This is a genomic window from Ornithinibacillus gellani (assembly GCF_003730295.1).
GTDB classification, from domain to species: Bacteria; Bacillota; Bacilli; order Bacillales; family Amphibacillaceae; genus Ornithinibacillus_A; species Ornithinibacillus_A gellani.
Map to the genome: position 1 here is coordinate 221,848 of NZ_QTSZ01000029.1, position 25,755 is coordinate 247,602.

Annotated in this window: 18 protein-coding genes; 7 read left to right on the forward strand and 11 right to left on the reverse strand. The window is 39.4% G+C overall.

Annotated features, from left to right (window positions below; genetic code table 11):
• Positions 1 to 86: 86 nt before the first annotated feature.
• Genes DX933_RS09225 through DX933_RS09235 form a run of 3 tightly spaced genes read right to left on the reverse strand, consistent with a single transcriptional unit; the run spans position 87 to position 3,956 of the window.
• Positions 87 to 1,790 (reverse strand): ABC transporter permease, encoded by a 1,704-nt coding sequence (locus tag DX933_RS09225; RefSeq protein WP_123316147.1) that lies wholly within the window; start codon positions 1,788 to 1,790, stop codon positions 87 to 89.
• Positions 1,787 to 2,908: an ABC transporter ATP-binding protein gene (locus DX933_RS09230; RefSeq protein ID WP_123316148.1), complete on the reverse strand. Its 1,122-nt coding sequence runs from the start codon at positions 2,906 to 2,908 to the stop codon at positions 1,787 to 1,789. Before DX933_RS09230 ends, DX933_RS09225 begins: the two co-directional genes overlap by 4 nt.
• Before the next feature lie 13 nt (positions 2,909 to 2,921).
• Positions 2,922 to 3,956, reverse strand: a complete 1,035-nt coding sequence (locus DX933_RS09235; protein WP_123316149.1) for an ABC transporter substrate-binding protein — start codon at positions 3,954 to 3,956, stop codon at positions 2,922 to 2,924.
• A 515-nt stretch (positions 3,957 to 4,471) separates the two neighbouring features.
• Between DX933_RS09235 and DX933_RS09240 the strand changes: the two genes are divergently transcribed.
• The gene (locus DX933_RS09240; RefSeq protein WP_123316150.1) at positions 4,472 to 5,362 is read left to right on the forward strand and encodes a glycerophosphodiester phosphodiesterase; all 891 of its coding nucleotides are present in this window, start codon (positions 4,472 to 4,474) and stop codon (positions 5,360 to 5,362) included.
• 76 nt (positions 5,363 to 5,438) lie between these two features.
• On the opposite strand, the gene DX933_RS18730 is transcribed toward DX933_RS09240, so the two are convergent.
• Complete coding sequence (locus DX933_RS18730; protein WP_263363194.1) at positions 5,439 to 5,570, reverse strand: hypothetical protein; 132 nt, start codon at positions 5,568 to 5,570, stop codon at positions 5,439 to 5,441.
• A gap of 46 nt (positions 5,571 to 5,616) precedes the next feature.
• Complete coding sequence (locus DX933_RS09245) at positions 5,617 to 6,339, reverse strand: CBS domain-containing protein (RefSeq protein WP_190279472.1); 723 nt, start codon at positions 6,337 to 6,339, stop codon at positions 5,617 to 5,619.
• A 225-nt stretch (positions 6,340 to 6,564) separates the two neighbouring features.
• Between DX933_RS09245 and DX933_RS09250 the strand changes: the two genes are divergently transcribed.
• Complete coding sequence (locus DX933_RS09250; RefSeq protein ID WP_123316152.1) at positions 6,565 to 7,026, forward strand: SRPBCC family protein; 462 nt, start codon at positions 6,565 to 6,567, stop codon at positions 7,024 to 7,026.
• Positions 7,027 to 7,231: 205 nt separating this feature from the next.
• A complete protein-coding gene (locus DX933_RS09255) occupies positions 7,232 to 8,527 on the forward strand; it encodes an arsenic transporter (RefSeq protein WP_123316153.1) in 1,296 nt (431 codons plus the stop codon).
• Positions 8,528 to 8,581: 54 nt separating this feature from the next.
• Here DX933_RS09255 and DX933_RS09260 read toward each other — a convergent pair whose 3' ends face one another.
• Together DX933_RS09260 and DX933_RS09265 are read right to left on the reverse strand one after the other, a co-directional pair.
• The gene (locus DX933_RS09260; RefSeq protein WP_123316154.1) at positions 8,582 to 9,613 is read right to left on the reverse strand and encodes a lactonase family protein; all 1,032 of its coding nucleotides are present in this window, start codon (positions 9,611 to 9,613) and stop codon (positions 8,582 to 8,584) included.
• Positions 9,614 to 9,659: 46 nt separating this feature from the next.
• Positions 9,660 to 10,424, reverse strand: a complete 765-nt coding sequence (locus tag DX933_RS09265; RefSeq protein ID WP_123316155.1) for a class I SAM-dependent methyltransferase — start codon at positions 10,422 to 10,424, stop codon at positions 9,660 to 9,662.
• A gap of 219 nt (positions 10,425 to 10,643) precedes the next feature.
• On the opposite strand from DX933_RS09265, the gene DX933_RS09270 reads away from it, so the two are divergent.
• The 4 genes from DX933_RS09270 (at position 10,644) to pstB (ending at position 14,360) form a co-directional block, all read left to right on the forward strand.
• On the forward strand, positions 10,644 to 11,615 hold the full coding sequence (locus DX933_RS09270; RefSeq protein WP_123316156.1) for a PstS family phosphate ABC transporter substrate-binding protein: 972 nt from the start codon (positions 10,644 to 10,646) through the stop codon (positions 11,613 to 11,615).
• Positions 11,616 to 11,679: 64 nt separating this feature from the next.
• A complete protein-coding gene (pstC, locus tag DX933_RS09275; protein ID WP_123316157.1) occupies positions 11,680 to 12,633 on the forward strand; it encodes a phosphate ABC transporter permease subunit PstC in 954 nt (317 codons plus the stop codon).
• Positions 12,630 to 13,517 (forward strand): phosphate ABC transporter permease PstA, encoded by an 888-nt coding sequence (pstA, locus tag DX933_RS09280; protein ID WP_123316158.1) that lies wholly within the window; start codon positions 12,630 to 12,632, stop codon positions 13,515 to 13,517. The genes pstC and pstA overlap by 4 nt, the downstream gene beginning before the upstream one ends.
• 12 nt (positions 13,518 to 13,529) lie before the next feature.
• Complete coding sequence (gene pstB / locus DX933_RS09285; protein WP_123316159.1) at positions 13,530 to 14,360, forward strand: phosphate ABC transporter ATP-binding protein PstB; 831 nt, start codon at positions 13,530 to 13,532, stop codon at positions 14,358 to 14,360.
• Positions 14,361 to 14,483: 123 nt separating this feature from the next.
• Here pstB and DX933_RS09290 read toward each other — a convergent pair whose 3' ends face one another.
• The 4 genes from DX933_RS09290 to DX933_RS09305 all read right to left on the reverse strand — a co-directional run bounded on the left by DX933_RS09290 (position 14,484) and on the right by DX933_RS09305 (position 25,639).
• Positions 14,484 to 18,527: a discoidin domain-containing protein gene (locus tag DX933_RS09290; protein WP_123316160.1), complete on the reverse strand. Its 4,044-nt coding sequence runs from the start codon at positions 18,525 to 18,527 to the stop codon at positions 14,484 to 14,486.
• A 276-nt stretch (positions 18,528 to 18,803) separates the two neighbouring features.
• Complete coding sequence (locus tag DX933_RS09295) at positions 18,804 to 23,090, reverse strand: beta-N-acetylglucosaminidase domain-containing protein (protein ID WP_190279473.1); 4,287 nt, start codon at positions 23,088 to 23,090, stop codon at positions 18,804 to 18,806.
• 385 nt (positions 23,091 to 23,475) lie between these two features.
• Positions 23,476 to 24,084: a YpjP family protein gene (locus tag DX933_RS09300; RefSeq protein ID WP_123316162.1), complete on the reverse strand. Its 609-nt coding sequence runs from the start codon at positions 24,082 to 24,084 to the stop codon at positions 23,476 to 23,478.
• A gap of 142 nt (positions 24,085 to 24,226) precedes the next feature.
• The gene (locus DX933_RS09305) at positions 24,227 to 25,639 is read right to left on the reverse strand and encodes a SpoVR family protein (RefSeq protein ID WP_123316163.1); all 1,413 of its coding nucleotides are present in this window, start codon (positions 25,637 to 25,639) and stop codon (positions 24,227 to 24,229) included.
• Positions 25,640 to 25,755 lie beyond the last annotated feature (116 nt).

The following is a 25,755-nucleotide window of genomic DNA, read 5'->3' on the forward strand; positions in this document are numbered from 1 at the left end:
TCGATTCGTTATGAAGGAATAAAGGCACCATGCTATTTTAGTTATAAAAAACAGTCCCCTCCCAAACAGTGGGAGGAGGACTGTGGTCAATCGGATTGCTTTCTTGTAAACAAGTTTGCAATGGCCTGAAGTACAAGTACTAAAACGACTAGAATAATAGACATGGCAGCGGCCGAGTAATATTCAGCACGCAAAATGTTTTGGAAAATAGCAAGACTCATTGGTGCCCATTCTGCCGGAGCCATCAGGATAGAAATACTCGTTTCTTTGATAACCGTAATAAATACGAGTAATGAACCAGCAGCAATTCCTGGAATCATTAATGGCCCAATGATGGTAATAGCAGCTGTTAACGTTGAAGCACCTAGACTAATCGCTGCTTCTTCGATATCTGCTTTAATGGATTTCATTGTCCCAACCGTTGATCGAACCATATACGGCAACCTGCGTATAGAGTAGGCAATGATTAATATTGCAGCTGTCCCCGTTAATTGTAACGGTGCGACATTAAACGTTTGAATAAGCGCAATACCAAATGCAATACCTGGTACAATCAATGGCACAGTCGTCATGAAATCCAATGTAACAGCCTGTTGTCGGACAACAAAATAAGAAACAAAAACTGAAATAATAATGCTTAGAACCAATGCCCCAAGCGCAAGTACGATACTGTTCTGAATGTTTCCCAGGGAAGAAGTAAAGATCATTTTATAATGTGCCAACGTATATCCCTTTGGTAATGGATCCTTCCCCCATGTCGTTGCAATCGATTGCAGAAACACCGTTAACATGGCCAATAATGGTACCAGCACAACAATGCCGGAAAAAACAGCAATTGGTACAGTAACCAATTTATTTTGATTCAACTTCGACTGCTTTGGTTTACCGGAGACGGAATCGTAATTCTTCCCTTTAAAGAAGAAGTTCTGCACCCAATACACAAAGCCTGCTACCGCAATCATAATCAATGTCAAAATGGCTGCTCCACCCCAGTTATAAAAGCCGGCAATTTCACGATATGCCTGAACAACTAATAAATTAAGGTCAGTGGGAGCGAGTACAATTGGTGTTCCAAAATCGGAAAAACTAACCGCAAAAATAACTAAAGCAGTTGAAAGCATTCCTGGTATCACCAAAGGAAAAGTAACCGTACAAAAGGTTAGCCAACCCTTTGCTCCCATGTTACGTGAGGCTTCTTCCAATGATACATCACTTACCTTAAACGCTGCCACCATCGGCCATAACGCATATGGAAAGAAGAAAAAAATCTGGACAATTGCAATTCCGGTTAAGGAATAAGGATCAATAAAAAGCCCTTCTCCTCCAAGCGCCTGATAAAGATAGGTCACCCATCCCGACCGGCCAAACATAATGATAAACGCATAGCCAGAAATAAATGTCGGTACAATCAATGGGATCGTACATAATGCACTAATCGTCTTCTTAAATGGCAGCTTCGTTCTTGCAATGCCATATGCAATTGGTACACAAATTAATAATACAACAATAGAAACAACAAAGGATAAATACAGACTGTTTAATAAGGCATCTAAATAACGGGTGTTTTGGAATACAGATTTAAAATTATCAAGTGTTGCATGCTTTAATTGATCAATGGTTGTCTGCATCGTCTCCATGCTGATAAAAGAACCAAAAAAGTTTATCGGTTCATTTGTAAAGCTAACAATGAAGACAGCAACAAGTGGTATGACCAAAAACAGAATAAAGAATGCGTACAGCAACAGCTTGATGATACCGATTCCAGTAAGATGTTTCTTCAATCGCTTCATATGAGCAACACCCTTTCAGGTGATACCCCAAGCCTTACTTTATACCCTTCCTGCAAAATTCGATGACCTGATTCGTAAATCGTATCTGCAATTAACCGATAGTCACCAACCTTCATTTCATAGCGAACAGTAGATCCAAGATACGTTGCGACCTCTATCGTTCCTTCAAATGAATTATCATCTGTAATGGAAGCTTCCTCCAGCACCTTTATATTTTCCGGTCGAATAATTACCTGAACATCCTGCTGATCTGTTTTCGTTACGGATTTGATTTCTTGATTACCAATTTTAACAGTAGTAATTCCAGCCTCATGCTTTAAGAATGTACCTGGAAGAATATTAGATGTCCCTACAAAATCCGCAATAAATGGTGATTGTGGATTACTATATAAGTCTGTAGGCGTTCCAATTTGCAGAATTTGACCATCCTTCATTACTGCAACCCTGTCGGCCATGCTCATGGCTTCCTCTTGATCATGTGTGACAAAAATAGTGGTGATTTTTAAATCCTGCTGCATTTTCCGAATGGTATTGCGCATTGTATGTCGAAGCTTCTGATCTAAATTGGATAACGGTTCATCCATTAATAAAACTTGTGGCTCCATCACCAACGCTCTAGCTAGTGCTACACGTTGCTGTTGCCCACCAGATAGCTCGCTTGTGAGTTTATGTGCGTGATCTGTTAATTCAACATAGGCAAGTACGTCCATCACCTTTTGCTTCATTTCCTTAGGATATTTAACCAGCTTACTATTAAACATCCTCGTATATACGCCAAGCTTTTTAAACAAGTTGCTCTTTCTAAGCTGTTTTATATTTAAGCTGTAGGCTACATTATCAAAAACATTCATATGCGGAAATAAAGCGTAGCTCTGAAATACCATTCCACAGTTTCTTTCATTTGGTGCCAAATCATTTACTACTTGGTCACCAAGTTTAATCCTGCCGCTTGTCGGTTTTTCAAAACCAGCAATACATCGCATCGTTGTTGTCTTGCCACACCCTGAGGGACCCAGAAGGGCAAAAAACTCGCCCTCCTTGATGTCAAGATTGATATGTTGAAGAACAGTTACCCCTGAAAAATCCTTTGTTAGTCCTTCTACTACAACTGCCCCCATAGTATCATTCCCTCTACTTAATTTTATTTGTCCATTCATTCCTAATCCGATCATAGTTTTCATTAACCCAATCAATATCTAAATCGATAGCATTTTCCTTGATACTGTCGACAGATAATGGTGTAGTTGATTCTACATCCGGATTGATTGGAATATGCTGCCAATCAGCAAGAATTTGCTGTGCTTCCTCACTTAACATGAATTCCATGAAATCCTTACCACCCTCTGGATTTGGTCCATCCTTTACAAGTGTGATTGGATTAACCAAAATAGGTGTTTTTTCTGGAACAATAAAATCAACTGTTTCTCCATTTTTCTGGTGCTCATATGCCATAAAGTCAAACCCTATCCCAATGTATGCCTCACCCATTGCTACCCCTTTTGTTGGTGCGGAACCTGAATCGGGAATTGAATTTGCCTGATCTGTCAGCTTTTGAAAGTATTCCCAACCAGCCTCTTCTCCGTGCTCCATCATGTAGCTTAAAACCATTAAAGTAGATGTACCAGACGCTGCTGGGTTAGGGAATTGTATTTTCCCCTCCCATTTTGGATCTAGTAAATCCTCCCAAGTTTTCGGTGCTTCTTCCTCTGTCACCAGCTCTGTATTGTATGAAAATCCTAATACAAATAATTCAACGCCAACATAATAACCGTCTTCATGCTTTACTTTTATTCCATCCTCAACCACTTCCCAATCCTCGGCACTTGGCGGAATATACTGTGTCACAATATCCTTATCAACAGCGGCTTCAAATGGAAGAATTCCTCCTCCCCCATACCAGATGTCTGCTTTGGGATTCCCTTTTTCAGCCATCATCTGATTAACGAGAACATTCGTCCCAGCATAATGTACATTGACTTTGTTACCATGCAATTCTTCATATTTTTGAGCAAGCTCTTTACTGAGATCGGGTGTTTCCGGCGAATATAGGGTGATGCTTTTTCCATTTCCGTCTCCCTCGCCATCTCCTGAACTCTCACCTGCACAAGCTCCGAGTAAAAACAGGCTGAATAATAACACGGTAAATATAGATAACGTTCTTCCCAATACCCTCTCTCCTTTAAAACATATTATTGAATCTGCTTAAGAGAAATAAAAAAGAGAAAAGAAACAAAACAAATAACCTTTTATAGGCATTCTGTTTGATTCTCTTCTCTTCTTCTCCTAGAGATATTCAATTACTATTATATTAGCAAACGCTTTCATTTATGTAAACAGTTAATTTAGATAATTCCAATAAATAAAACCTTAGACCTAGTTCGAAACTACAGAACTGTTTCTGTATTTTCATTCGTTATCCCCATAGACAATTTAACACACACCAAGCATACTTGAATTGTATATAGCGAGGGAAGAGTCACAGAGAAGAACCCTAATCAGATTCCTTATGACCGTAAGGAAATTGTTTTGGGTCTTCTCTTTTTTTATCACTTCCCACAGAATGGAGGTGTGTGATGAAAGAAAACATCTAATATATGAAACTAAGTGGTTGAGCCATCCAGCATTCAAGTAATCTCATTTTTGCGTGCACCATTATTCCACTACAAAAGGAGATAGAATCCATGAAAAAAGCGAAACGATTAAAGCGTATCATTTTCCTATTTGCTTTCTCCCTTGTTATTTTTCCCATCCAGAACACCGCATTCGCAGACACGGGTAAACCTGAAATAAATCCGAATCGTATTCTAAATGTAGCCCATCGCGGAGCATCTGGATTGGCACCAGAGCATACGCTGAAGGCCTATGAACTTGGTGAAAATATGAATGCCGATTATATCGAAGTTGACCTGCAAATGACAAAAGATGGTGTACTGATTGCCATGCATGATGAAACAGTAGACCGCACGACAAACGGCACTGGAGCAGTAAAAGATATGACATTAGCTGAAATCAAGCAGCTGGATGCTGGTTCTTGGTTCAATGAGCGATATCCTGACTTGGCCAAGCCTGAATATGTTGGTTTACAGGTGCCAACGTTAGAGGAAGTCATCCTAACATTCGGCAAAGGTTCCAGGTATTATATAGAAACCAAATCTCCTGAGGTGTACCCGGGAATGGAGGTTGAATTGCTTCGGATTTTAAATAAATATAAGTTAATTGGACCTAATGGACCATCAAGCAAGGTATTACTTCAGTCCTTCAGCAAAGATAGCTTGCTTATCCTGAACGAGCTAAACCCTAACATTCCGCTTGTTCAGCTTTTTTCTTATTCCGCTCCTGCAACGATAACAGATGAGGAGCTTAACGAAATCAAGCAGTATGCAATTGGAGTTGGGGCAAGTCATACAAGAATAGATCGTGAATATGTTCAACAAGTACGTAAGCACAGGCTTCTGATGCACCCGTACACCGTGAATACGCGGGAAGACATGCATAAAGTATTGGATTGGGGAGCAACTGGCATGTTCACGAATTACCCAAATATTTTAGTAGAAGTTTTACGAGAAAGATAGAATCATCCAGAAAGGCCAGCTATCCAATGAATAGATAGCTGGCCCTTTTATACATTCATACTGCAAAGAATCATTTTCAGCCTAATATACTTGCTATAACCTTTCCTGCAACCTGACCGCTAAACAAGCAGCAACCGACAAATGTACCTTCCAAGGCACGGTGATCATGTATTCCACAGCCACCAAATCCAGCTACCTCCAGCCACATCTGCCTCTATCCGTATTTCCTTTTACCCCATTCTATCATGAATGTTCTATTCATTAAGGAAATCAATTTCAATTAAATCCCATGGGGTGATAACTCCTATTGGAAGCAGATTTCTTTCGCCTGTTTCCGTGATGACGATTGCCTCTAAATCTTGCTTTTCCATATGTGCTGCGGCAAATATTTCTTCAACATCAAATATATTTGCTGATCTGGAAACGAACTCAATCGGGTGATCCTCGTCCATATCAAAAATTTCCTTTACTTGAATATGCTCGTGATTGTATTTTCCTTCAGCTGCCCGCTTGGCAACCCAGCGAACAATCGCTTTCGCTGTTAATAATCCAATACAAATGTCACCATTGTAGATTGGATATTGAGAATAATTATGTTTATGAACACCCTGTATGACTTTAGCTATCGGGGCATGATAATCATATACAATCACTTGCTTCGTTGCGATTGTAAGTGCATCATTCGGTTTGGTGAAAATACGACAAATCTCCTCAATCTGCTCCACTGTTTTCTCATGCGGTTCAGCAATGTATTCGCCAATATCATATTTATTATGTACAATCGCATTTCGTAGTCTAGCGAACTGATGCAATTCCTCTTGGTAGGTTTTGATAACAGAAAATCGCTTTGCCCCTTTAAATACTAGATTTTGAAAATGTGGTGCTTCATTTTTCACAAGACGCTTCAGCTCTAAATGGATTTTATTATAGGAAACTTCAAATCGTTCAGACCTTAAGCGTTGCATTGTTTTCCCCATTTCCCTCTCCCTTTCCAAATATATACAAATAACGTGTTTATGAATTGATTCCAGTTTACCATTTTTCAAAACCCTCTGTATCACAATCTTTAAAATCAAGGACAAAAAACCGAGATATATCCAATGATTTCTTTCGTTCATTTTATTTTTTCAGGCATATTGCATGATTGGATACATATGGTTATAAATGGAGCTTGAATTGGTTCGTGAGAGGAGAAATGTATATTGGTAAATGGAATGCATCATGTGCAGCTAAATCTGCCATTACCCATTGTTTGGAGTTATGTACGAGACATGGATAATTGGGTATCTTTACTGCCCGGTTATGAGGATCATGTATGGCATAATGATAAACAATCCACCTGGATGCTACAAGGGGAATTCGGCGGGTTACAGAAAGTGGTCTACGTAGATGTGGAGATGACGCTGAATGAGCAGCTCCACGAAATTACTTTTCACAACGCCGTACAAAACATGCAAGTCACCGGAGGAGGATCCATCCGAGTACAGGAGGGATCAGTTGGGGAATCCAATATGACAGGGAGTCTGCACGCAACAGCAAAGGGCTGGATGGCACCGATGCTACATGCATTTCTAAAGCCGCGCCTCCCAAAACTGACCAACCACCTCACCATTGCCATGGCTAATAAACTAAACAAAAAACAGTTGGCAGTGGAGCATGTTTAATGTAGAAAATTAATAGACAGATGTATAATGGAAGTTGCCAAATGTGGCAACTTTTTTGTTTTATTCGAAATGAATGCTGCACTATCCCAGTTTGCTTTGTTATGCAAGTTATGCAATTTTTCACCATCGATTATAGGAAAAACAGGCATATATAAATGGTAATAGGATGTGGTGGCAATCGAACAGTCAGGAAAGGAAGAATCAGATGCATATTTATCTAGCCATCATGATATTTTTGATAACCTTACTATTTGTTATTTGGCAGCCTAAAGGCTTGTCTATCGGCTGGTCTGCTTGTATAGGAGCGGGTATTGCGCTTGCTACAGGTGTTGTGACATTTCACGATGTCGCAGAAGTAACAAGCATCGTTTGGAATGCGACACTCACATTTGTCGCTTTAATTATTATTTCTCTCATTCTGGATGAAGTTGGTTTCTTCGAATGGGCAGCCTTACATATGGCAAAAACCGCCAAGGGAAATGGCTTGAAATTATTTATACTTATTGGTGTATTAGGTGCAGTTGTTGCTGCGCTATTCGCAAATGATGGTGCCGCTTTAATTTTAACCCCTATTGTATTAGCAATGGTAAGATCCTTGAAGTTCAATGAACGAATGATTTTGCCCTTTATTATGGCTTGTGGATTTATCGCTGACACAACATCATTGCCACTTATCGTCAGTAATCTAGTCAATATTGTATCTGCAGATTTTTTTGGAATTGGCTTTGCAGCATTTGCATCCCGCATGCTTGTCCCCAATCTTTTTAGTTTTGTGGCGAGTATGCTTGTACTCTACATCTATTTTCGAAAGCAAATTCCAACCCATTATAATGCAGATCAAGTCGAAGATCCGAAACATGCGATTAAAGATTTAAAGCTGTTTCGCCTCTCTTGGCTTGTATTAACGCTCTTATTATTCGGTTATTTTAGTGGGGAATTATTCGGTATCCCGGTTTCCTTGTCTGCAGGATTAGTCGCCATTATATTTCTTATGATTGCGAGAAAAAGCCCTGCCGTTCAAACCAAGGCAGTTATAAAAGGGGCCCCGTGGGCAATCGTATTCTTTTCGATTGGGATGTATGTAGTTGTTTACGGTCTTAAAAACGTTGGATTAACAGGTATGCTAGCCAATATTATCCAAATAGCTGTTGAACAAGGATTATTTATTGCTACCATTGCTACTGGATTTTTAGCAGCGATTTCATCATCTGTAATGAATAATTTGCCTACTGTGATGATTCATGCACTAGCCATTTCTGAAACAGAGACAGTCGGTGTAATGAAAGAAGCATTGATTTACGCCAATGTCATTGGTTCTGATTTGGGACCTAAAATCACCCCAATCGGATCATTAGCTACTTTATTATGGCTGCATGTATTACGGTCAAAAGGCATATCCATTTCTTGGGGCTATTACTTTAAGGTTGGAATTCTGTTAACCGTACCAACACTTTTCATCACTTTATCAGGCCTATATGTCTGGTTACTATTTATCCACTGATGGGAAATTATAAAACAGGAGTGAAGGAAAACCCCTCACTCCTGTTTCATCTTCCTATTTAAACGTTACACAAACTACTTCTGGCACTGCAATTTCGGATTGCAGCTTCGTTAGCTTACCTGTTTCGGTATCCCGCTCAAATAATACAACATTACCTGTATGCTGGTTCGAAGCAATTAGAAAACGTTCACTTGGATCAAGTGTGAAATCTCTTGGCCACTCCCCACCGGTTGGTGTATGTTCAATCCAGGTTAATTCCTTCGTTGTTTCATCTACTTGAAATACCGTAATACTATTATGACCACGATTACCAGTATAAACAAATCGTCCATCGCTGCTTATCCGTATAGCACTGGCGTCATTTGTTTCCGTAAAATCATCTGGGATAGCATGAATGACTTGCTTTTCAGTGAAGCTTCCTGTTTCTGTAGCATAATCCAGCACAATTACATCTGAGCTCAGCTCTGTCATGAGGTAGGCTGTTTTTCCATCCGGATGAAAGACGATGTGTCGCGGACCACTGCCAGGCTTCGCTTGATAGGTCTGTTTTTTAATTAACTTTTGGTCTTCCACAGCATACGTAACCAGCTCATCTGTACCCAGATCTGCCACGACGATAAATCGCCCATCTGGTACTGCACCTGCAAAGTGAACATGTGGCTTTTCCTGTCGTTCATGTGGACCCTGTCCTGCATGCGCTACTACTGCTTCTTGCTCCAATCCACCTTGACCATCAACAGCATAGCTCTGTGCTGTTCCCTTATGATAGTTGCCTGCAAAAAGATGATCCGCACGAACATCTACATGGCATGGCGGTGCACCTGCTTCTAAAATTTGTGCTGTTTTTTCCAGGGTGCCATCCTTGGTGATCGAAAAAGCTGCAACACCACCCTGCTCTCCATCCTGGGCTACAGCGTATAGATATGTTCCAGCTGTATCAATAGTTAAATAGGTAGGACTGCCGATTTTTGCAGCAACCTCTACCGCTTGTAGTTTCTTCGTTTCTGTATTTAGTTCAAAGCGGTAAATACCTTCACTCGTTTGTCGCGTATATGTTCCTGCATAACCTATGTATTTATTCTCCATTTAGTTCAACCCTTTATCATTTATTTTGAGCAAGCTATTCATAGCTTCATTCACTTTTCACTGCTACTGCTTCAAATGTAATGATTTGATCAGCAGCATTTGGGTATTGATTCTGCTTATAATCTGCAGAAATGGTGATTTTTTCAAAGCCCACCTGCTGTAATAACAGCTTCATTTCTTCAACCCCATACCATCGCAGTGGAAATTGCTCCAATTCCGTTTGAATAAGCTTTCCGTTCCGCCATTTTTCATACCGATTGTGGGAAACGGTATATTGATTTACTGCATCTACTGTGACAAGCTTTTCCTCCAGTGAAATGATATCCCCTGTCTCTGTTTCCCAGGTCCTCGTTTTCACTGTACCCGGATTAAGCTTCGTTTGTAAAAAGATATCAAAGATAAACCTGCCACCATCATTTAAATGGTCGTAAAAATTGTGTAATGCCTGAGTCGACTCATTACGCTGATGCAAAAGCAGGAAGGTCCCTGTTGGGATGATGATTGCATCATACGTATCCTTAAAAGTAGTAGATTGCATATTTCCTTGAAACAAACGTGCATCTAATCCACGTTGCTTACAATTCTCTTTACAATGCGCCAGCATCGCAGCAGACATATCTAAGCCATCTACATCAAGACCACTTTCAAGTAATGGAATTAAGATTCGCCCTGTACCGACACCCGGTTCAAGAATCTTTCCGGTACAGCCAGAGAGCCTATCTCGATAAAATTCAACATCTCCAAAGGTATGACCAATTTTTTTATCGATTGCATACACTTCTGCTGACAGTTGATCATAATAACTTTCCATCGTCTTTATCTCTCCCCAATCCAGAAGAACTATCGTCAATCTACGTAAGCATTAGAATAATTCCTTGTAGCCCATTATAGCATTGTCCATTCTTTTTCGCGCTCATTTTTAATTTTACATACCCTTTACACTAGATTCAAATTCCCTTTACATTCGGTTGCTATAGTTGCAGTAGAGAGGGAGTTTGCTTCTCACATATAAAAAGGGAGGAATCAATTCATGACAAACAGATATTTCAAGGGGGCGCTAGTGCTCATACTAGCTATTTTTCTAGCAGCATGTGGAGCCAATGCTAAATCGAAGGATGAAGAAAAAGGTAGCCAATCAGATGGTCAATCTGAAGAACTGGAAGGCAGTGTTGTCATTGATGGCTCAGGTACAGTTTATCCGCTTATGGCAAGAATCGCTGAAGAATATATGAGCACTACACAAGAAGGTGTTTCTGTTGAGGTCAGTCGCGCAGGAACAAGTGCAGGCTTTAAGAAATTTCTCCTTGAAGATGGAACAGACTTCAATAATGCTTCCCGACAAATCAAGGAAGAGGAAGCTGCATCAGCTAAAGATCTTGGTATCGAAGTGAAAGAATTGAAAGTAGCACTTGATGGACTTACTTTTGTTACCCATCCAGATAATGATTGGGCAAAAGAACTAACATCAGATGAGCTAAAGCAAATCTTTTTAGCTGATGGTAAGCTTGAAAATTGGTCTGATATAAACCCTGATTTTCCGGACGAACCAATTAAACGATATGGTCCAAATGAAAATCACGGTACGTATGAATTTTTCTATGAAAATATTTTAGAAGAAAAAGATCTTCATTCCGATATTAATTTACAACAAGAATATTCCACTTTAGTCAGCTTAATCTCTGAAGATAAAAATGCAATTGGATTCTTCGGATATGGCTATTATGTCAATAATCAAGATAAGCTGCAGGCTGTAGCTGTTGACTTTGGAGAAGGTGCGGTTGAGCCTAGTCTAGACACCATTGCCGAAGATGGGGCTTATCAAGATTTCACACGCCCAGTCTTTACGTATTTAAATGTGAAGCACGCACAAGAGAAACCACAGGTACTGGATTTTGCGAAATACTTGCTAAAAAATCTTGAAACCTTCTCAGGTGAAACCGGCTTTGCACCAGTTCCTCAACAGGAAATAGACCAAAACCTGGAATATTTAAATGACCTATAAGCAAACAGGGTGAGGGCAATACCCACTCACCCTGTTTCTTGTAGTATGCAGGAGGAAACCACATATGTCATCTGTAAATCATAGCGAGCATTCAAACAGTGTTCATGCACTGCTGCAAAAGAAAAAATCTCGTGCACATCATAAACGAAAAACAGAAGCTTTCATTCCGGTGCTTTTGTTTATCTTAGCCAGTATTTCCATCCTGGTAACGGTCGGGATTGTATTCACATTATTAAAAGAAACCATCTCCTTCTTTCAAGAAGTGTCATTGGTTGAATTCTTTACCGGAACAGTATTAAAGCCATTAAGTCAAAATCCATCGTTTGGTATCCTGCCACTCATTACGGGGACAGTTCTATCAGCAGGAATAGCCATGCTTGTTTCTGTACCAATCGGATTACTGATTGCTATCTATTTAAGTGAATATGCTTCAAAGAAAATCCGTATTTGGCTTAAGCCAATCATGGAAATACTGGCAGGCATTCCGACAATTGTGTATGGTTTTTTTGCTTTTACCTTTGTAACACCGATTCTAAAACTAGTAATCCCTAATTTGGAAGCAACGAATATTTTAAGCCCTGGAATAGTCATGGGTATCATGATTATACCTATGATTGCCTCCTTATCTGAAGATGCGATGCGTGCCGTCCCTAATTCCTTACGTGACGGAGCCTACGCACTTGGTTCAACGAGATTGGAAACAACTGCAAAGGTCGTCATCCCAGCTGCATTTTCTGGTATTATGGCCGCATTTGTGCTTGGCATTTCCCGGGCAATTGGCGAGACGATGATTGTAACAATAGCAAGTGGCAGTTCCAAGCAATTTACTTTTGACATTACTCAGTCCATGCAAACGATGACTGCCTATATTGTGGAAGTAACCGGAGGAGATGCACCAGCAGGGTCAACGATATACTACAGCTTGTATGCCGTTGCGATGACATTATTTGTGTTTACATTAGTGATGAATGTGATCGCCCGATTTATCTCAAGAAAATTTAGGGAGGCATATGAATGAAACAGACAGCAATGGCTCAATTGGAAAAAAATATTCGCAGACGTTCACTTTATGACCGGCTTGCCAAGGTCATTAGTATGCTCGCCGTATTATTTGGGGCAATTGTATTAGCAGTATTACTCATCCGGGTCATTTCACAAGGAGCTAGTTTCCTAAGCTTTGACTTTATAACCGGTAAATTTTCTACCCAAGCTGAACGTGCCGGTATTATGGGGGCCATTCTTGGAACCCTTTGGCTCATGGCTGTTGTTGCACCTCTCACTTTATTTATCGGTGTAGCTACTGCCATATACTTGGAATTATATGCTTCCAAGGGCAGATTACGTTCATTTATCCAAACGAATATTGCCAATCTTGCTGGTGTTCCTTCTATCGTATATGGCATTTTAGGGATGGCAATTTTTGTTCGTTTTCTAAATTTAGGTAATGTGATTTTAGCAGGCGGGTTGACAATGTCTCTGCTTTTATTGCCCATTGTGATTACTGCAAGTCAGGAAGCGCTTCGTGCAGTACCATTTCATTTAAGTGAAGGTTCGATCGGTCTCGGTGCAACGAAATGGCAGACCATCCGCCACATTATTTTACCAGCAGCACTTCCCGGCATTTTAACGGGGGCCATCTTAGCCATGTCAAGGGGAATTGGTGAAACTGCACCACTTATCGTCATCGGCATTCCTGCACTACTCATGCCTTTTCCTGGCAGTATTCTAGATAAGTTCACAGTGCTGCCAACACAAATTTATTACTGGACATTGGATTCATCCTTGACAGCAGCCTATGCCAATCTAGCTGCTGCAGCGATTATCGTTTTATTGATTGTCATGTTCACACTTAATCTTTCGGCAATCATCGTACGAAATAAATTTCAACAGCATCTATCCTAAAGGAGGATATATATGAGTGTAGTAACCGACGTAAAAATGAAACAAGCGCATCAACAGCGGAATCTATTGGAATTAGCTCCAAAGCCAAGTAAAACGATTTATCAGACGGAAGCATTTCATTTATGGTATCAGCAGGTCCATGCCTTAAAAAATATCAATCTATCCATTTATGACAAAGAAGTACTTGCTATCATTGGGCCATCTGGCTGCGGAAAATCCAGTTATCTGAAATCCCTTAACCTTATGGTCGGACTCGTTCCTGGTGTAAAAATGACTGGTAAGGTGCAGTATCGCGGAGAGAATATTTTACAACCTTCTTATTCTGCAGAAGCATTAAGGACCTTTGTAGGAATGGTATTTCAAAAGCCTAATCCATTCCCGAAATCCATTTTTGATAATATTGCATATGGTCCACGTATTCACGGCATTCGGAATAAAGCGATGTTAAAAAGCATAGTGGAAAAAAGCCTGCGTGCAGCCTATCTGTGGGATGAAGTTAAGGATCGCCTTCATGAAAATGCCTATGCACTTTCTGGTGGTCAGCAGCAAAGACTGTGTATTGCCAGATGCCTTGCGATCGAGCCCGAAGTTATTTTAATGGATGAACCGACATCCGCACTTGATCCAAAATCAACCTACATGGTAGAAGAACTCATCCAGAAGTTGAAGCAGGATTACGCTATTGTTATCATTACGCATAATATGCAGCAAGCGGCTAGAATTTCTGACAAAACAGCTTTTTTTCTTAATGGAGAATTAATTGAGCATGATGAAACAAAGCAGTTATTTTCCAACCCTGCAGATCCACGAACTGCTGATTATGTAGCGGGACGATTTGGCTAGGAAACGGTCTAATACCAATGATTGCAGATTGTTTGCAACCGTCCATTCAAACAAAAAAAGGAATGGGTAACAGATGGCAGATCAACCATTGCAGCTGTACCCATTCCTTTTGTATTGTGTTACTTACTTCAAGTTATCCAACAGTGTATCTACCCCATTCAGAAGGGATTCATAAGCCTCCTTAGAAACTTGTCCTTCCTGATGTTGATGTTGGAGTAATGTTTTCATTCCATTTAAATGTTTCTTAACCTTCGTGGTTGCTCCTATTTTTTCAAATTGTTGTAAGGCTTGCAAATGTAGCTTTAAGGCATGTGCAGCCTCATCCGTAATATCACCTGATGCTTCATAGCTAACAACCGCATCCAATAGCTCTGAGATATCAGTTATTGGAGCTGGAACTTCCGGCTCTGATTCCAATACACGATGTAGTGAAAACTCAGCAGCACTTGCAAAACCATTTTGCCCATCTTCCACAATGAATTTCACATATTTGGCTGTTATTCCTGTTAAGTCAATGGTTTCGGGTCTTGCATTTGCTTCCCATGTTCCTTCTGCAGCAACTTCATACGTATCCCCATCCATACTTACTTCGAGACGATATTGCTTAATGTTTCCATTATTGCCTGACTGTCTTGGTGTATACACAAATTTACGCAAGTCTGTCTCTTCTTCGAGCTCAAGATTCACTTCAATCGGAAATGGATCCGCGTCATTCCACTTAGAATGCCACATTGTATTTAAATTTCCGTCAAATGCAAGTTCAATTGGCCCTTCAACAGCTGGATTGCTTTGCTCTAATTCTTCATTTGTTGCTGATATTTTCATCGTGCTTGGATCAATCATTGTTGGATCTACATACGTTCCTTTTGCCACCTTAAATGATGTAATTACTCCATGCATAGCATCCGTTGCACTTCCAATCCTCTCAAGCGGAAGCACCAACGTATTATAAGGCATACTTGTTTCTTCTAATAAAGGCACTTCTTCCCCATTCACCAGCAGTTTTGTTTTCTCTAATGCTGTTACAAACGTCAAGGTTGTTTCTTCACCAGGCTTTAGCTTGTAATCAAATGAGTAGGATAAATTACCAAAGTCATAACCAACGTAACCATCGTCATTTACAGCATAAATGGTTGCATCATCTTGATAGGATTTTTCTGCGTAGGAGGCGTGATTGCTCTTCTCGGCAATGACCTGAACTTGATCTGTGTTATCTAATGTCAATGTAACTTCCATTGTTGCATCAGGTCCAAGTTCAGATAATCCAGTCGTCACAAAGCTTTCATTCCCCTGTAATTGAAGCCCTGTTTCCTTTTGTATTTCTGCATTCACTTGCTCCTCTACATCATAACCATTGTCACTCTGATCCTTACTGTCTGTTGTGAAATCATAGTCTACAACGGTTGAACCAATGGTGTCGATATCAAATGTTGGGTTCGTTCCTGCTGCATATCCTGTCTTTTCAGCCAACTGTGCAAACTCCTCATAGGATAAATCCTTATCACTGCCCCAAGTTTTTTGAGCCATTGCAGGGATTGCTTCAAATGTACGGTCGAACATGTCATATTGCGTGATTCCATTTTCGAGTTTCCCTACTTTATCATTCCATAGAGCAAACATAGCTCCTAAAAATTGTGGATTGGATTCGTCAACGATTGTCCCATTTGAGAATTTGTTTGGCAAATAATTTTGATACAAATGCTGTGGGTTCAAACGGTCATAATAGTAGCCTGCTCTTGGTACCATGTATACCTGTGCATCATCAATATTGATAATGTCAAACCCTTCTTTTAGCATTTGATCCGGATTAGCCCATCCCGTATTCCACACTTGAATCTGGACATCTTCTGAAGTTACCGGTGTTTCTCCTGCTTTGTTGGTAAGACTTCCCCATAGACGGACAGTGCGATCCTTGTCATCCCGAATAAACTTCAGCATATCATCCACATATGCACGGTATTCTTCTGCACCACCATAGTATTCATCACTACCAATATGAATGGTTGTATCTTGAAACACAGGATTTTCTCCATCTAAATATTCATTATAAATGGACTTAATAAATGGTAAAGTGTCCTCATGTGATAAATCAAGCATTGCTGCAGCTTCCTCTGGTGGCTTTCCATTCACAATCTCACCCTTATAATATAAATCTGGTCGGACCTTTACCATGGATAGCGCATGACCTGGTGTATCAAATTCCGGAACAATTTCCATGCCATAATCTGCTGCATCAGAAATAAATTGATGGAATGCTTCTTTCGTATAGAACCCATCCGCTGATGTTAGAGTAACGCCATTATCACCAACGATATCTGATTCCATTCTAAATCCTGCGTGCCCATTTTCTATTGCATCTTCAATGGAATCGAATAAATTCATTTCCAATTCATTATCATTTAAATGAATCTGAAAATCATTCAATTTGTAATAACTCATGTTTTTCATATAATCATAGAGATAATCCAAGTCTGTAAATTTTCTCCCCACATCCAGCATGAATCCACGGATTTTAAACTTTGGATAATCACGAATGAGCCCATTAGCAATTTCATTCGTATCATTCGTTTTTAAAATTTGAAGTAAAGTTCTTGTCGCATAAAATGCTCCTGTATATGTTTCCGCAGTAATTACAATATTGCCAGCTTTGATCTCGATTCCATAGCCTTCTTCTCCATATACCTTTTCCTCATCTTGTTTGAAAATAATGGCATTGGCATCCGCTGCTTGAATTGGAAGCTCCAAGTTTTCTGCCGTTTGCAAGTCCTGCTGAAATATTTGAGCCGCTTTTTCAAATGCTGCATGTTCTACGACGAGACTCGTTGTTTGGTCAATTGTCATAGAACCTTCTAAACCATACCATTCTTGTAATGCAGGAATAACATTCGGCTTTTGATTTATTCCCTCATCTGCATAAATTCCTTTAACAGGTACAGTAAATTCTTTCGATTCAATACTCCCATTTTCTTTCGCTAATTCCAATGTCACTTTAACTTCTTTATCGTTTAACGGATCAATCACATTGCCTTCCAAATCGATGACTGGTAGTGCATTACTACCAACTACAGATAAGGTTCCGGATTTGGCTTTTGGTAGATCCAGCTTCCCATTTTCTTCATCTATTTTCAGCTTGGAAATTTGTGAAAGGGAATCTATTTCATCCAAATCTTCATCCTTCGCTTCTGAGAATGCTTCAACCTCGTTTATACTCACATTTGGCCAATTACTGTCTCCACCATCATACTTTGTTACATCAAGTCGTATATACCTAGCATTTACTGCATCCTCCAAATTTAACACTTGACGCTGGATATTCGACTTTTCTGTTTGCTCGCTATAAGGAAAATATTGTTCTCCATCTTCTGAGTAAGACAGTTTAAAAGCAATAATATTACTTACATCCCGCTCCCAATTAATAATAATGGATTGAATCTCACTTAATGCATGCAAATCAATATCAAGGGTTCTTGTCTCTATTTCTTTGCTTACATCTGTTGCCCAGCGTGTTGTTAAATCACCATCTACGGTGTTGCCTGCTACAAAATCGGTGTTCGCCTCTTCATTTGAAGCGGTTGCTGTTTTTCCTTCTGCCAGATTGTCAGTTCCTGTTACCACAGCATCAACATTTTCCAATACTTCCAGTTCATAAACAGAAACGTTATTCCAGGACACTGGACCATCTATTGCCGGTGCGCTTTCATCGAAATCTGTAATAACAAGCTTTACAAATTTAGCAGTTATTTCTTGATCCAATTTAATGGTTTCAATCCATTGTTTTTTATTTTCATCTGATTGATATACGGTATCAAAATCGACCCCATCATCTGAGACCTGGATAGCATATTGGTTCACATTTGTTCTTTCCCAATGGATTTTAAAACCTTCCATCGTTTTAGCTTGTGGGTATTCTACCTGCAGCCATTTTGGATTGTCTACTGAAGCAGAAGACACATCACTAGCCCATCTGGAATCTTTATCCACATAACGATTATATTTACCATCAAAGGCTTTCTCTGGTCCCCAATCTGAGCCTTCTGATCCTGAAGCAGTATAGATAGCCCCATCGATTTTTTCCGCTCCTACACGAAGAGGAGAAAAAATACCTGGCAAAATCAAAGTAAGTGCCATCAACATTGTAAATAACTTTTTCAATGAATTCTTTTTCAATCAAATAGCCTCCTTATAAATTTTTTTGACCTAACATGCCAAGCTAATTTTCTGATACAATCACTCCCTTCAAGAAAAAAAGGCATGGGACAAATTGATTCTCATCCATGTATAGGTACCCCGAACCAACACCAATACCATAATGGTCTGGGGACACCTATATATATCACGGATGGTTAGTAGCCTTTTTTTCACCCGTTACCTTGGGCTACCCGGGCTTTTCCTCAACCTTTACATGATAAGCGGGTTTCTGTCTTTACAATACAAACGTTACGCCTATTCCATTAAATGATTGACACCATTCATGAGCGCTTCATAAGCTTGATTTGAAATCTGCTCCTCAGCGTGTTGATGATCCAGTAAATCCTTCATGCCCTTTAAGTGTTTCTTCACTTTGGCATCCGCACCAATTTTTTCAAATTGTTCTAATGCTTTTAAATGCAGACTTAAGGTATGGACAGCTTCTGCTGACAGATCGCCTGATTCTTCATATTGATTCACGAGATCCTTTAGATCAGAAATGCTTGACACTGGAAGTAAGCTTTCGTTATTTGAAATATTCATTTCATAAATTACTGGTTGTACATCTCCCCAGCTAAGCTTGATTTCATAAATATGTTCATATTTGGTGTTATAAATCGTATTCAAGCTTTCATCCAGGGTACCTAATTCAACCCATTCATCTTCTCCAACTCTAGCACTGACTGTGGCATTCGAGATGGCATTAGCTCCTTGTACAATGGTAATAACCGTTGCATCTGTCTTTTCTGACAAACGATAAGTTAATGAGCCTTCTGTACGGTCTGTCATATTTGGTTTAAATGCAGTTGTTAAATCACCATCAATAAGCAGTTCCGGTTTATGTCCTTCCTCTTCAATTGGATCAGCCACAAACGTCGGATTATTTTCCGTTTGCACATATTCACCATCGTTAATGAGAATTTCATTAATATGAGCAAATCTCACGTCATAATCCGCGGTAAATATGATTCTAATATATTTCGCTTCTATGCCGCCGATATCATCATTACCAAAGTAATAGTTTCCTGGATTTTCAGAGTCATGTGTATAACCATCCTTGATCATATCAGCATAATCTGCTGTTCCATCCTTCAGGTTATCCTCTCCATCACCAATGCTGGCAACGTCTGTCCAGTTTTCATTATCCATGGATAATTGAACCTTGGCATCACGAATATAGTTAATACTATTTTCTTCATTATAGATTCGTAAACTATCAAAAACTCTAGGTTCACCTACAGAATACGTAATGTACTCGCCTTCTTTTTGGTAATCTGTAAAAATAGATTTTGTTTTCAAGTCCTTGTCGAACACGTTTAATAACGTTCCACTATTTCTTGAATCACTATCCGCATAATTAGGATGGATGCCTAAAGATGTTTCGACAAAGCTTGGTGGCACCAATTCCTTGGAAATGACACGAAATGCTTCTAAATCAAAGGTGACATCCTTGTCTGTATCATTGAGTAGTCTTACATACCGCGCATTCACACCTTCAGCCGGTTGGACCCATTCAACCTCGTTCATCGCTGCTTGTAATGTTAATTCTCCACTTGTTTCTTCTGCAACGACGCGGTCTAATTCTTTAATTCTTTCTAATTTCACACCGATATATTCCCCTGGTTTAAGGGTAATATCGGATGTTTGGTGTAAGCTTGTTTCCTTCAGTGTATGCTGGGCCTTAATTGTTTGGTAATCCTCGTTATTGGTATACGTGTATTTGGCAGTTCCACCTATTGTTTCCACGTTAATGCCACTAAATTTAAGCCAGACTGGAACTTCTTTTAAGTTTGTCAAACGTACGTAACGTGCTTCAATACCTGTTAAGTCTTCCTTGATTTTATCCATTCCCGGACCTTGATTATGGTACGCTTTCACTTTCGTGTATGTTTCTCCATCAACAGAGTATTCCAATTGATAATCTGACCACTTATCACCATTATCATGACCTACAGTAAAGGAAACTTCCCCTAACTCCTTTACTTTCAACAGGTCAACACCAATATAATCTCCTACAACAGAGGTATCTTTCTTCTCTCCTGATGGATTATACCAAATATATGTGCCATCATTATCATCGAATAAAGCGTCTTCCGTTCCTTGATATACTGTAAAATGATCCGGAACCATCAGCTGTTGTGCTTGTTCTTCATCTTCACCAGCTTCTTCATTCACGACAATATCCCTAATCCCTAACCATGTGTTTGCTCTATCTTCTGTGGCAATTAAACGGATGCCCCTTACCTGCAAGTCCAGATCTTCTAGAACAATTTGACTAACATGTCCATACGTTGCATCTTCTATATCCTTCCAGGTTTCTCCATCGACAGTATATTGAACCTTACTCGCACTAAAGGTATCTTTCTCGTTACCTACTCTACCAAGTTCAAATCGTACTGTATGCAATGTCATTGGCTTCTTATATTCCACTCCAATATACGTGCCTGCCTCAATTGTATTTGGTGTTTTATAGACAACTTCTGTATTCAGGTTATTATCCAGCACGCCATCCACATCACCAGTTGGTGTATCTGTCCGATTGGTAATATATTTAGCTGGATTTAAATCAGGATTTACAATCGTCTCTACCTTTGTTGAAACATCATTGATTAATGTTTTAATGAACGGAACAATATGCTGTACACCTACTTCAGCGTATTCATAATGATCAATATAGCTGAATGGATGATTTTTTGATGCTTCAAAAGCTGCCTGTCCCTGACTATAATTCTCCCATATGGCTGTTTCATCACCTTGTTCATCAGCAATTTCAGCATTTAACAAGTAAATAGCTGCATCTGCAGTATCCAAAGCACTATCCAGCCAGTAAATGATTTGATCTCTTATTCTTTCATTACCAGGATTATCTTTATACGTTTGAGCCGCTTGACGAATAATCTCAAATTCTTGAATCAGGTCCTGTGCTTTTTCCGTAATTTCTTCCTTACCTAATGCATTCTTAAAATCATCTAATTTTGGAGCTAGCTCAACGGACTCCTCCAGTTTTGCCACACGACCATCCATGTCCTGGTTAATCATATGCTTGGACAATTCTCTCAAAGCATTGGAAGCAGGTGTTTCGTTAATATTTAAATGATCCATATAGGCAAATGAATCATTCCAATTTTGCTGTGCTTGCTCAACATTTTCCCAGATATTCCATGCATAATCCGCATTCGCAAAAATCGCTGTTTTACTTGGTTCCGACTGTTGCATTGGATTTAAGACAATTCCCTCAATATTTGCCGGATCAACACCTGGTTGAAGAAATACTTCATTTCCACCCATAATTAAATGGTTTTTGGAGTTATCTGTTACAGGCCAGTTGATCCACATATATGGACCTCTTCCAGCATTCTCCGTAAATGTCTTGGTAAAATTATTAGAAACCTCTCCCCAAATTTTACCACCTGTTTGAACCAAGCTCACTGATTCAGGTAAATTTTTTAAGGTTTGAATTTGCTGACTATCACCCCACCCCATATAATCATTAGGAGTGAAAATCATATCGGTTACTAAGCCGTCGTAATTCTCTTCTTGTTCGATTAACCAATCTGTTAAATCAGTCATTAAAGTGACATAATTTTCTGCATTACCGCCGGGTACGCCTGCATCATCGCCCAAAATACCGAACTTTCGAACTCCAGCATCCAATAATTGCGTAAACTTTTCCTTCACGATATTTAAATCGGTTTGGTAATTTTCTTCTGTATTAAAACGCATTGGATCATTCATAAATGGATGCAGTGTATAGACAAATCTTGTTTTACTTGCATTTCCTGCCTCAGCAAGCTTGCGAATGCCTTCCAACTCTTCATCTGTATACAGTTCTTTCCATTTACCATTATGCTTCGGGTCATCTTTTGGCGCATAAACATATGAATTCATCTTGAAGTCACCGCCAAAAATCAGCAATTCTGCGCGATCTTCATTAGACCATGGTTCCCCATAGTACCCTTCGATGAATCCTCTTCCTTTAACATCTGCATAATCATGCACTGTTAATGCTTCAATCGAACGATCCTTCATTTGTTTAAAGATATGCTTAATCGTTGTAACGCCATAAAATGCAGCATCCACATCTTTACCTAATACTGCAATGACATCGTCTTTAATGGAAACGATATGACCATCTATATTACTTAATGTTGTTTCATCCATTAACTCATTTTCTGCAAAGTATTGATCCACGTATCCCTCTGACTGGTATGTACCTACCAAAAAGTTTGTTACACCCGAAGCGATTGCGTCAGATTCGGAGTAGTTTATTCCTTTACTTTCTAATATTTCTTCGACTCTTTTTTTGGTGTAGGAATCTACTTTGGATTCATAAACAATATTTACCTTATCACTTACTTCAAACTGCTCACCATGATAATTCATCTCATGTGGAGCTGGATAAATGGTATATCGGTCTGATTCAGCCGTATCTTCCGCTTGAGCAAATGCCACAAGTGCCATCCCATTTGATCCAAAAATCATACTGATGACCATCGTAAAAGCTAAAAATAAACTGAGTGCTGATCTTCTTTTCTTTTTCAATTTTTTACCTCCCATATGGTATGTTCACGAACTGCTCTTGCTTTTTTTATTCCATTCCTCCCTTTTTATCTTGGCCTAAAGCGCATCTAACTGGTTCAAAGATAATCAAGTCTAAGCGCTTTCACAATAAGGATATTGGTTACTTTTTTATGTATATTGCTAAATAATTTAACTTTTTTGTGAATTAGGATAATGGAACTACACACTTTCTATATCCCCTCAGTCCAAAAGCACCTTTAAAATGTCCTCCTTAGGTATTTGGATTCAAGTTATCCGAATCTTTGGCAAATCCATAAAAGAGACAATGATCTCGGTAATACTTTCTTATTTTCAGAAAAAAATAGACCTTGCTGAAATACTTATTCAGCAAGGCCCATTTATTTAATTATGCCATCCATTTTGGTGGAATGTTTTTATCCCAGTATATTTCTCCTATTTCGTGATGTGTTTCAAAATTATCTGCACTCAGATGATAATGGAAGTTAAACCAATATCCCTCTAATGGTCGATTATCACGACGCACATGAAATCTAGCAATATCTAATTTCGTCCGTTCATCATACACATGGAATATTTTTTCGCCAAGCCCCTTTGTTGGATGCTCTGTAATTCCATAGTAAGGAATTTCTTGTTCATCTGCATCTGCAAAAACGGTCTGTAAAACAGTCTCCATTGTTGGCAAAATAACATCCATGAATTCATCTTCTACTTGATGCATAATTTTAGGTCCCAATTTTGTAATCGCCTGCGCTTTCGCTTTTTCGGTTAAAGTGGCTACATAGTCATCATAGGTTAATGGGGCAGCAGTTTCCTGTATAGGCTCGGCAAATGCTGCAACCGCCGTTGAATTACCTACATCCTCATTCGCATTGGATTTCGACACCGCATCCTTATTTTCATCTGCATCCGTATGGATAAAAGACGGTGGAATATAAGTACCTAATGTGAGAATTGTTATTAAAATAACGGCAAACTTACGCATCCAGAGCTTCATTATGTATTCCCCTTATTTTGATATATATAGTATTTATTTTACCATTCTTTTTAATGAAGTCCACCATTTTTTCTATTTTTAGAAAAATAGGACTATCTTACTGAATGGCAGCTTCATGAAGATAGTCCACCTCTATAATGGGTCATACATGTCGCTTCGTAACCTGATCTCCATCACAAGAATAGACAATCATTCGTCCATTCATTTCTGTTTCCAAATGAACCACTCTCCCCCAAAGCTGATGAATATACGGGAGAACCTTTTCCAAATAGTGAATATCCAGCTCCATTCCTTCAAAGCTGTGAACAAGATACAGTTCACCATTGCGCAGATAATCCCCATTCTCCACGGTAATGTATGGGAACCCGCCATTTACACGTTCTGTCATGAGCTGATGACGAATTGCTTCCGCTTCTTTACTTGTGATGCGATATTCGCGACCCTGTCGTTCAAATAAAAATAGGTCTTCACGTTTAATTAAATCATCGGTTAAATAATTCCGAATAAATGATAAATCCGATTCCAGTTCACGTACTTCAAACATCTTTTCCCTTCCAGATTCCTGCTGAACGCCGGCCTGTTTCATTTCATCTGTTGGGTGATCATAAAGCTGTTCTATCTCTTCAAATATTTTCAATCCGAGATAGTACGGATTCATTTGTGTTCGCGATGGCTGCACTACATTTGCATTAAGCTTCGCAAATTCAACTGTTTCGGCTGGCGTTAAATCCATTTCACGTAAAATTCGCTGATGCCAATAGGTTGCCCAGCCTTCATTCATAATTTTTGTTTCTAATTGTGGCCAAAAATAAAGCATTTCCTCACGTAGCATCGTTAACATATCACATTGCCAATCTTCTAGTTCACGGCTATACGCTTCTATAAATAAGAGTAAATCCTTCTCTGGTTGAGGCGGCAGCTTCCTTTGTTTTCGTTCTCGCTTCCTTTTCTGCTGTTTTTTCGCTGCCTGCCCATCCAAATCCCATAAATCATCATATGGACTTGTCTGCGGTTTCGAATCTTCCTCTTGTTCCAATGCTTGATAGGATGGTAATTTCGGACGGATAATGGACGGATCAATATGCTCTTGAATCGATAGCACTGCATCTAAAAATCGTTCCACCTCTTCCTTCCCATGCTTCATCTCATAATGGGAAATACGCTCAGCAGTAGCTGTCATACTTTCAACCATATCCCGTCGTGTATTCGAAAATCGCACATTGCATTTAAAGAAGTCGCAATGGGCAAGGACATGAGCGATAATTAGCTTATTTTGAATCAAACTATTTGTATCCAGTAAAAATGCATAGCATGGATTAGAATTAATGACGAGTTCATAAATTTGACTCAAGCCCAAATCATAATGAAGCTTCATTTTATGAAATTGTTTGCCGAAGCTCCAGTGACTGTAACGTGTCGGCATACCATATGCACCAAATGTATAAATAATATCTGCTGGGCAAATCTCATAACGCATCGGATAAAAATCAAGACCAAATCCTGTAGCAATTTCTGTAATTTCATCAATAGCCCGATGTAGCGTTTGATTATTCATGTACAGATTCCTCCTGCGAATCACTTTTCTATAGCTTATGAAAGGATAGGAGGAATGATGAACGCGGATCGGAATGCCATCCGATTGGCAAAGAATAACAGCATGAGCTACTTGAC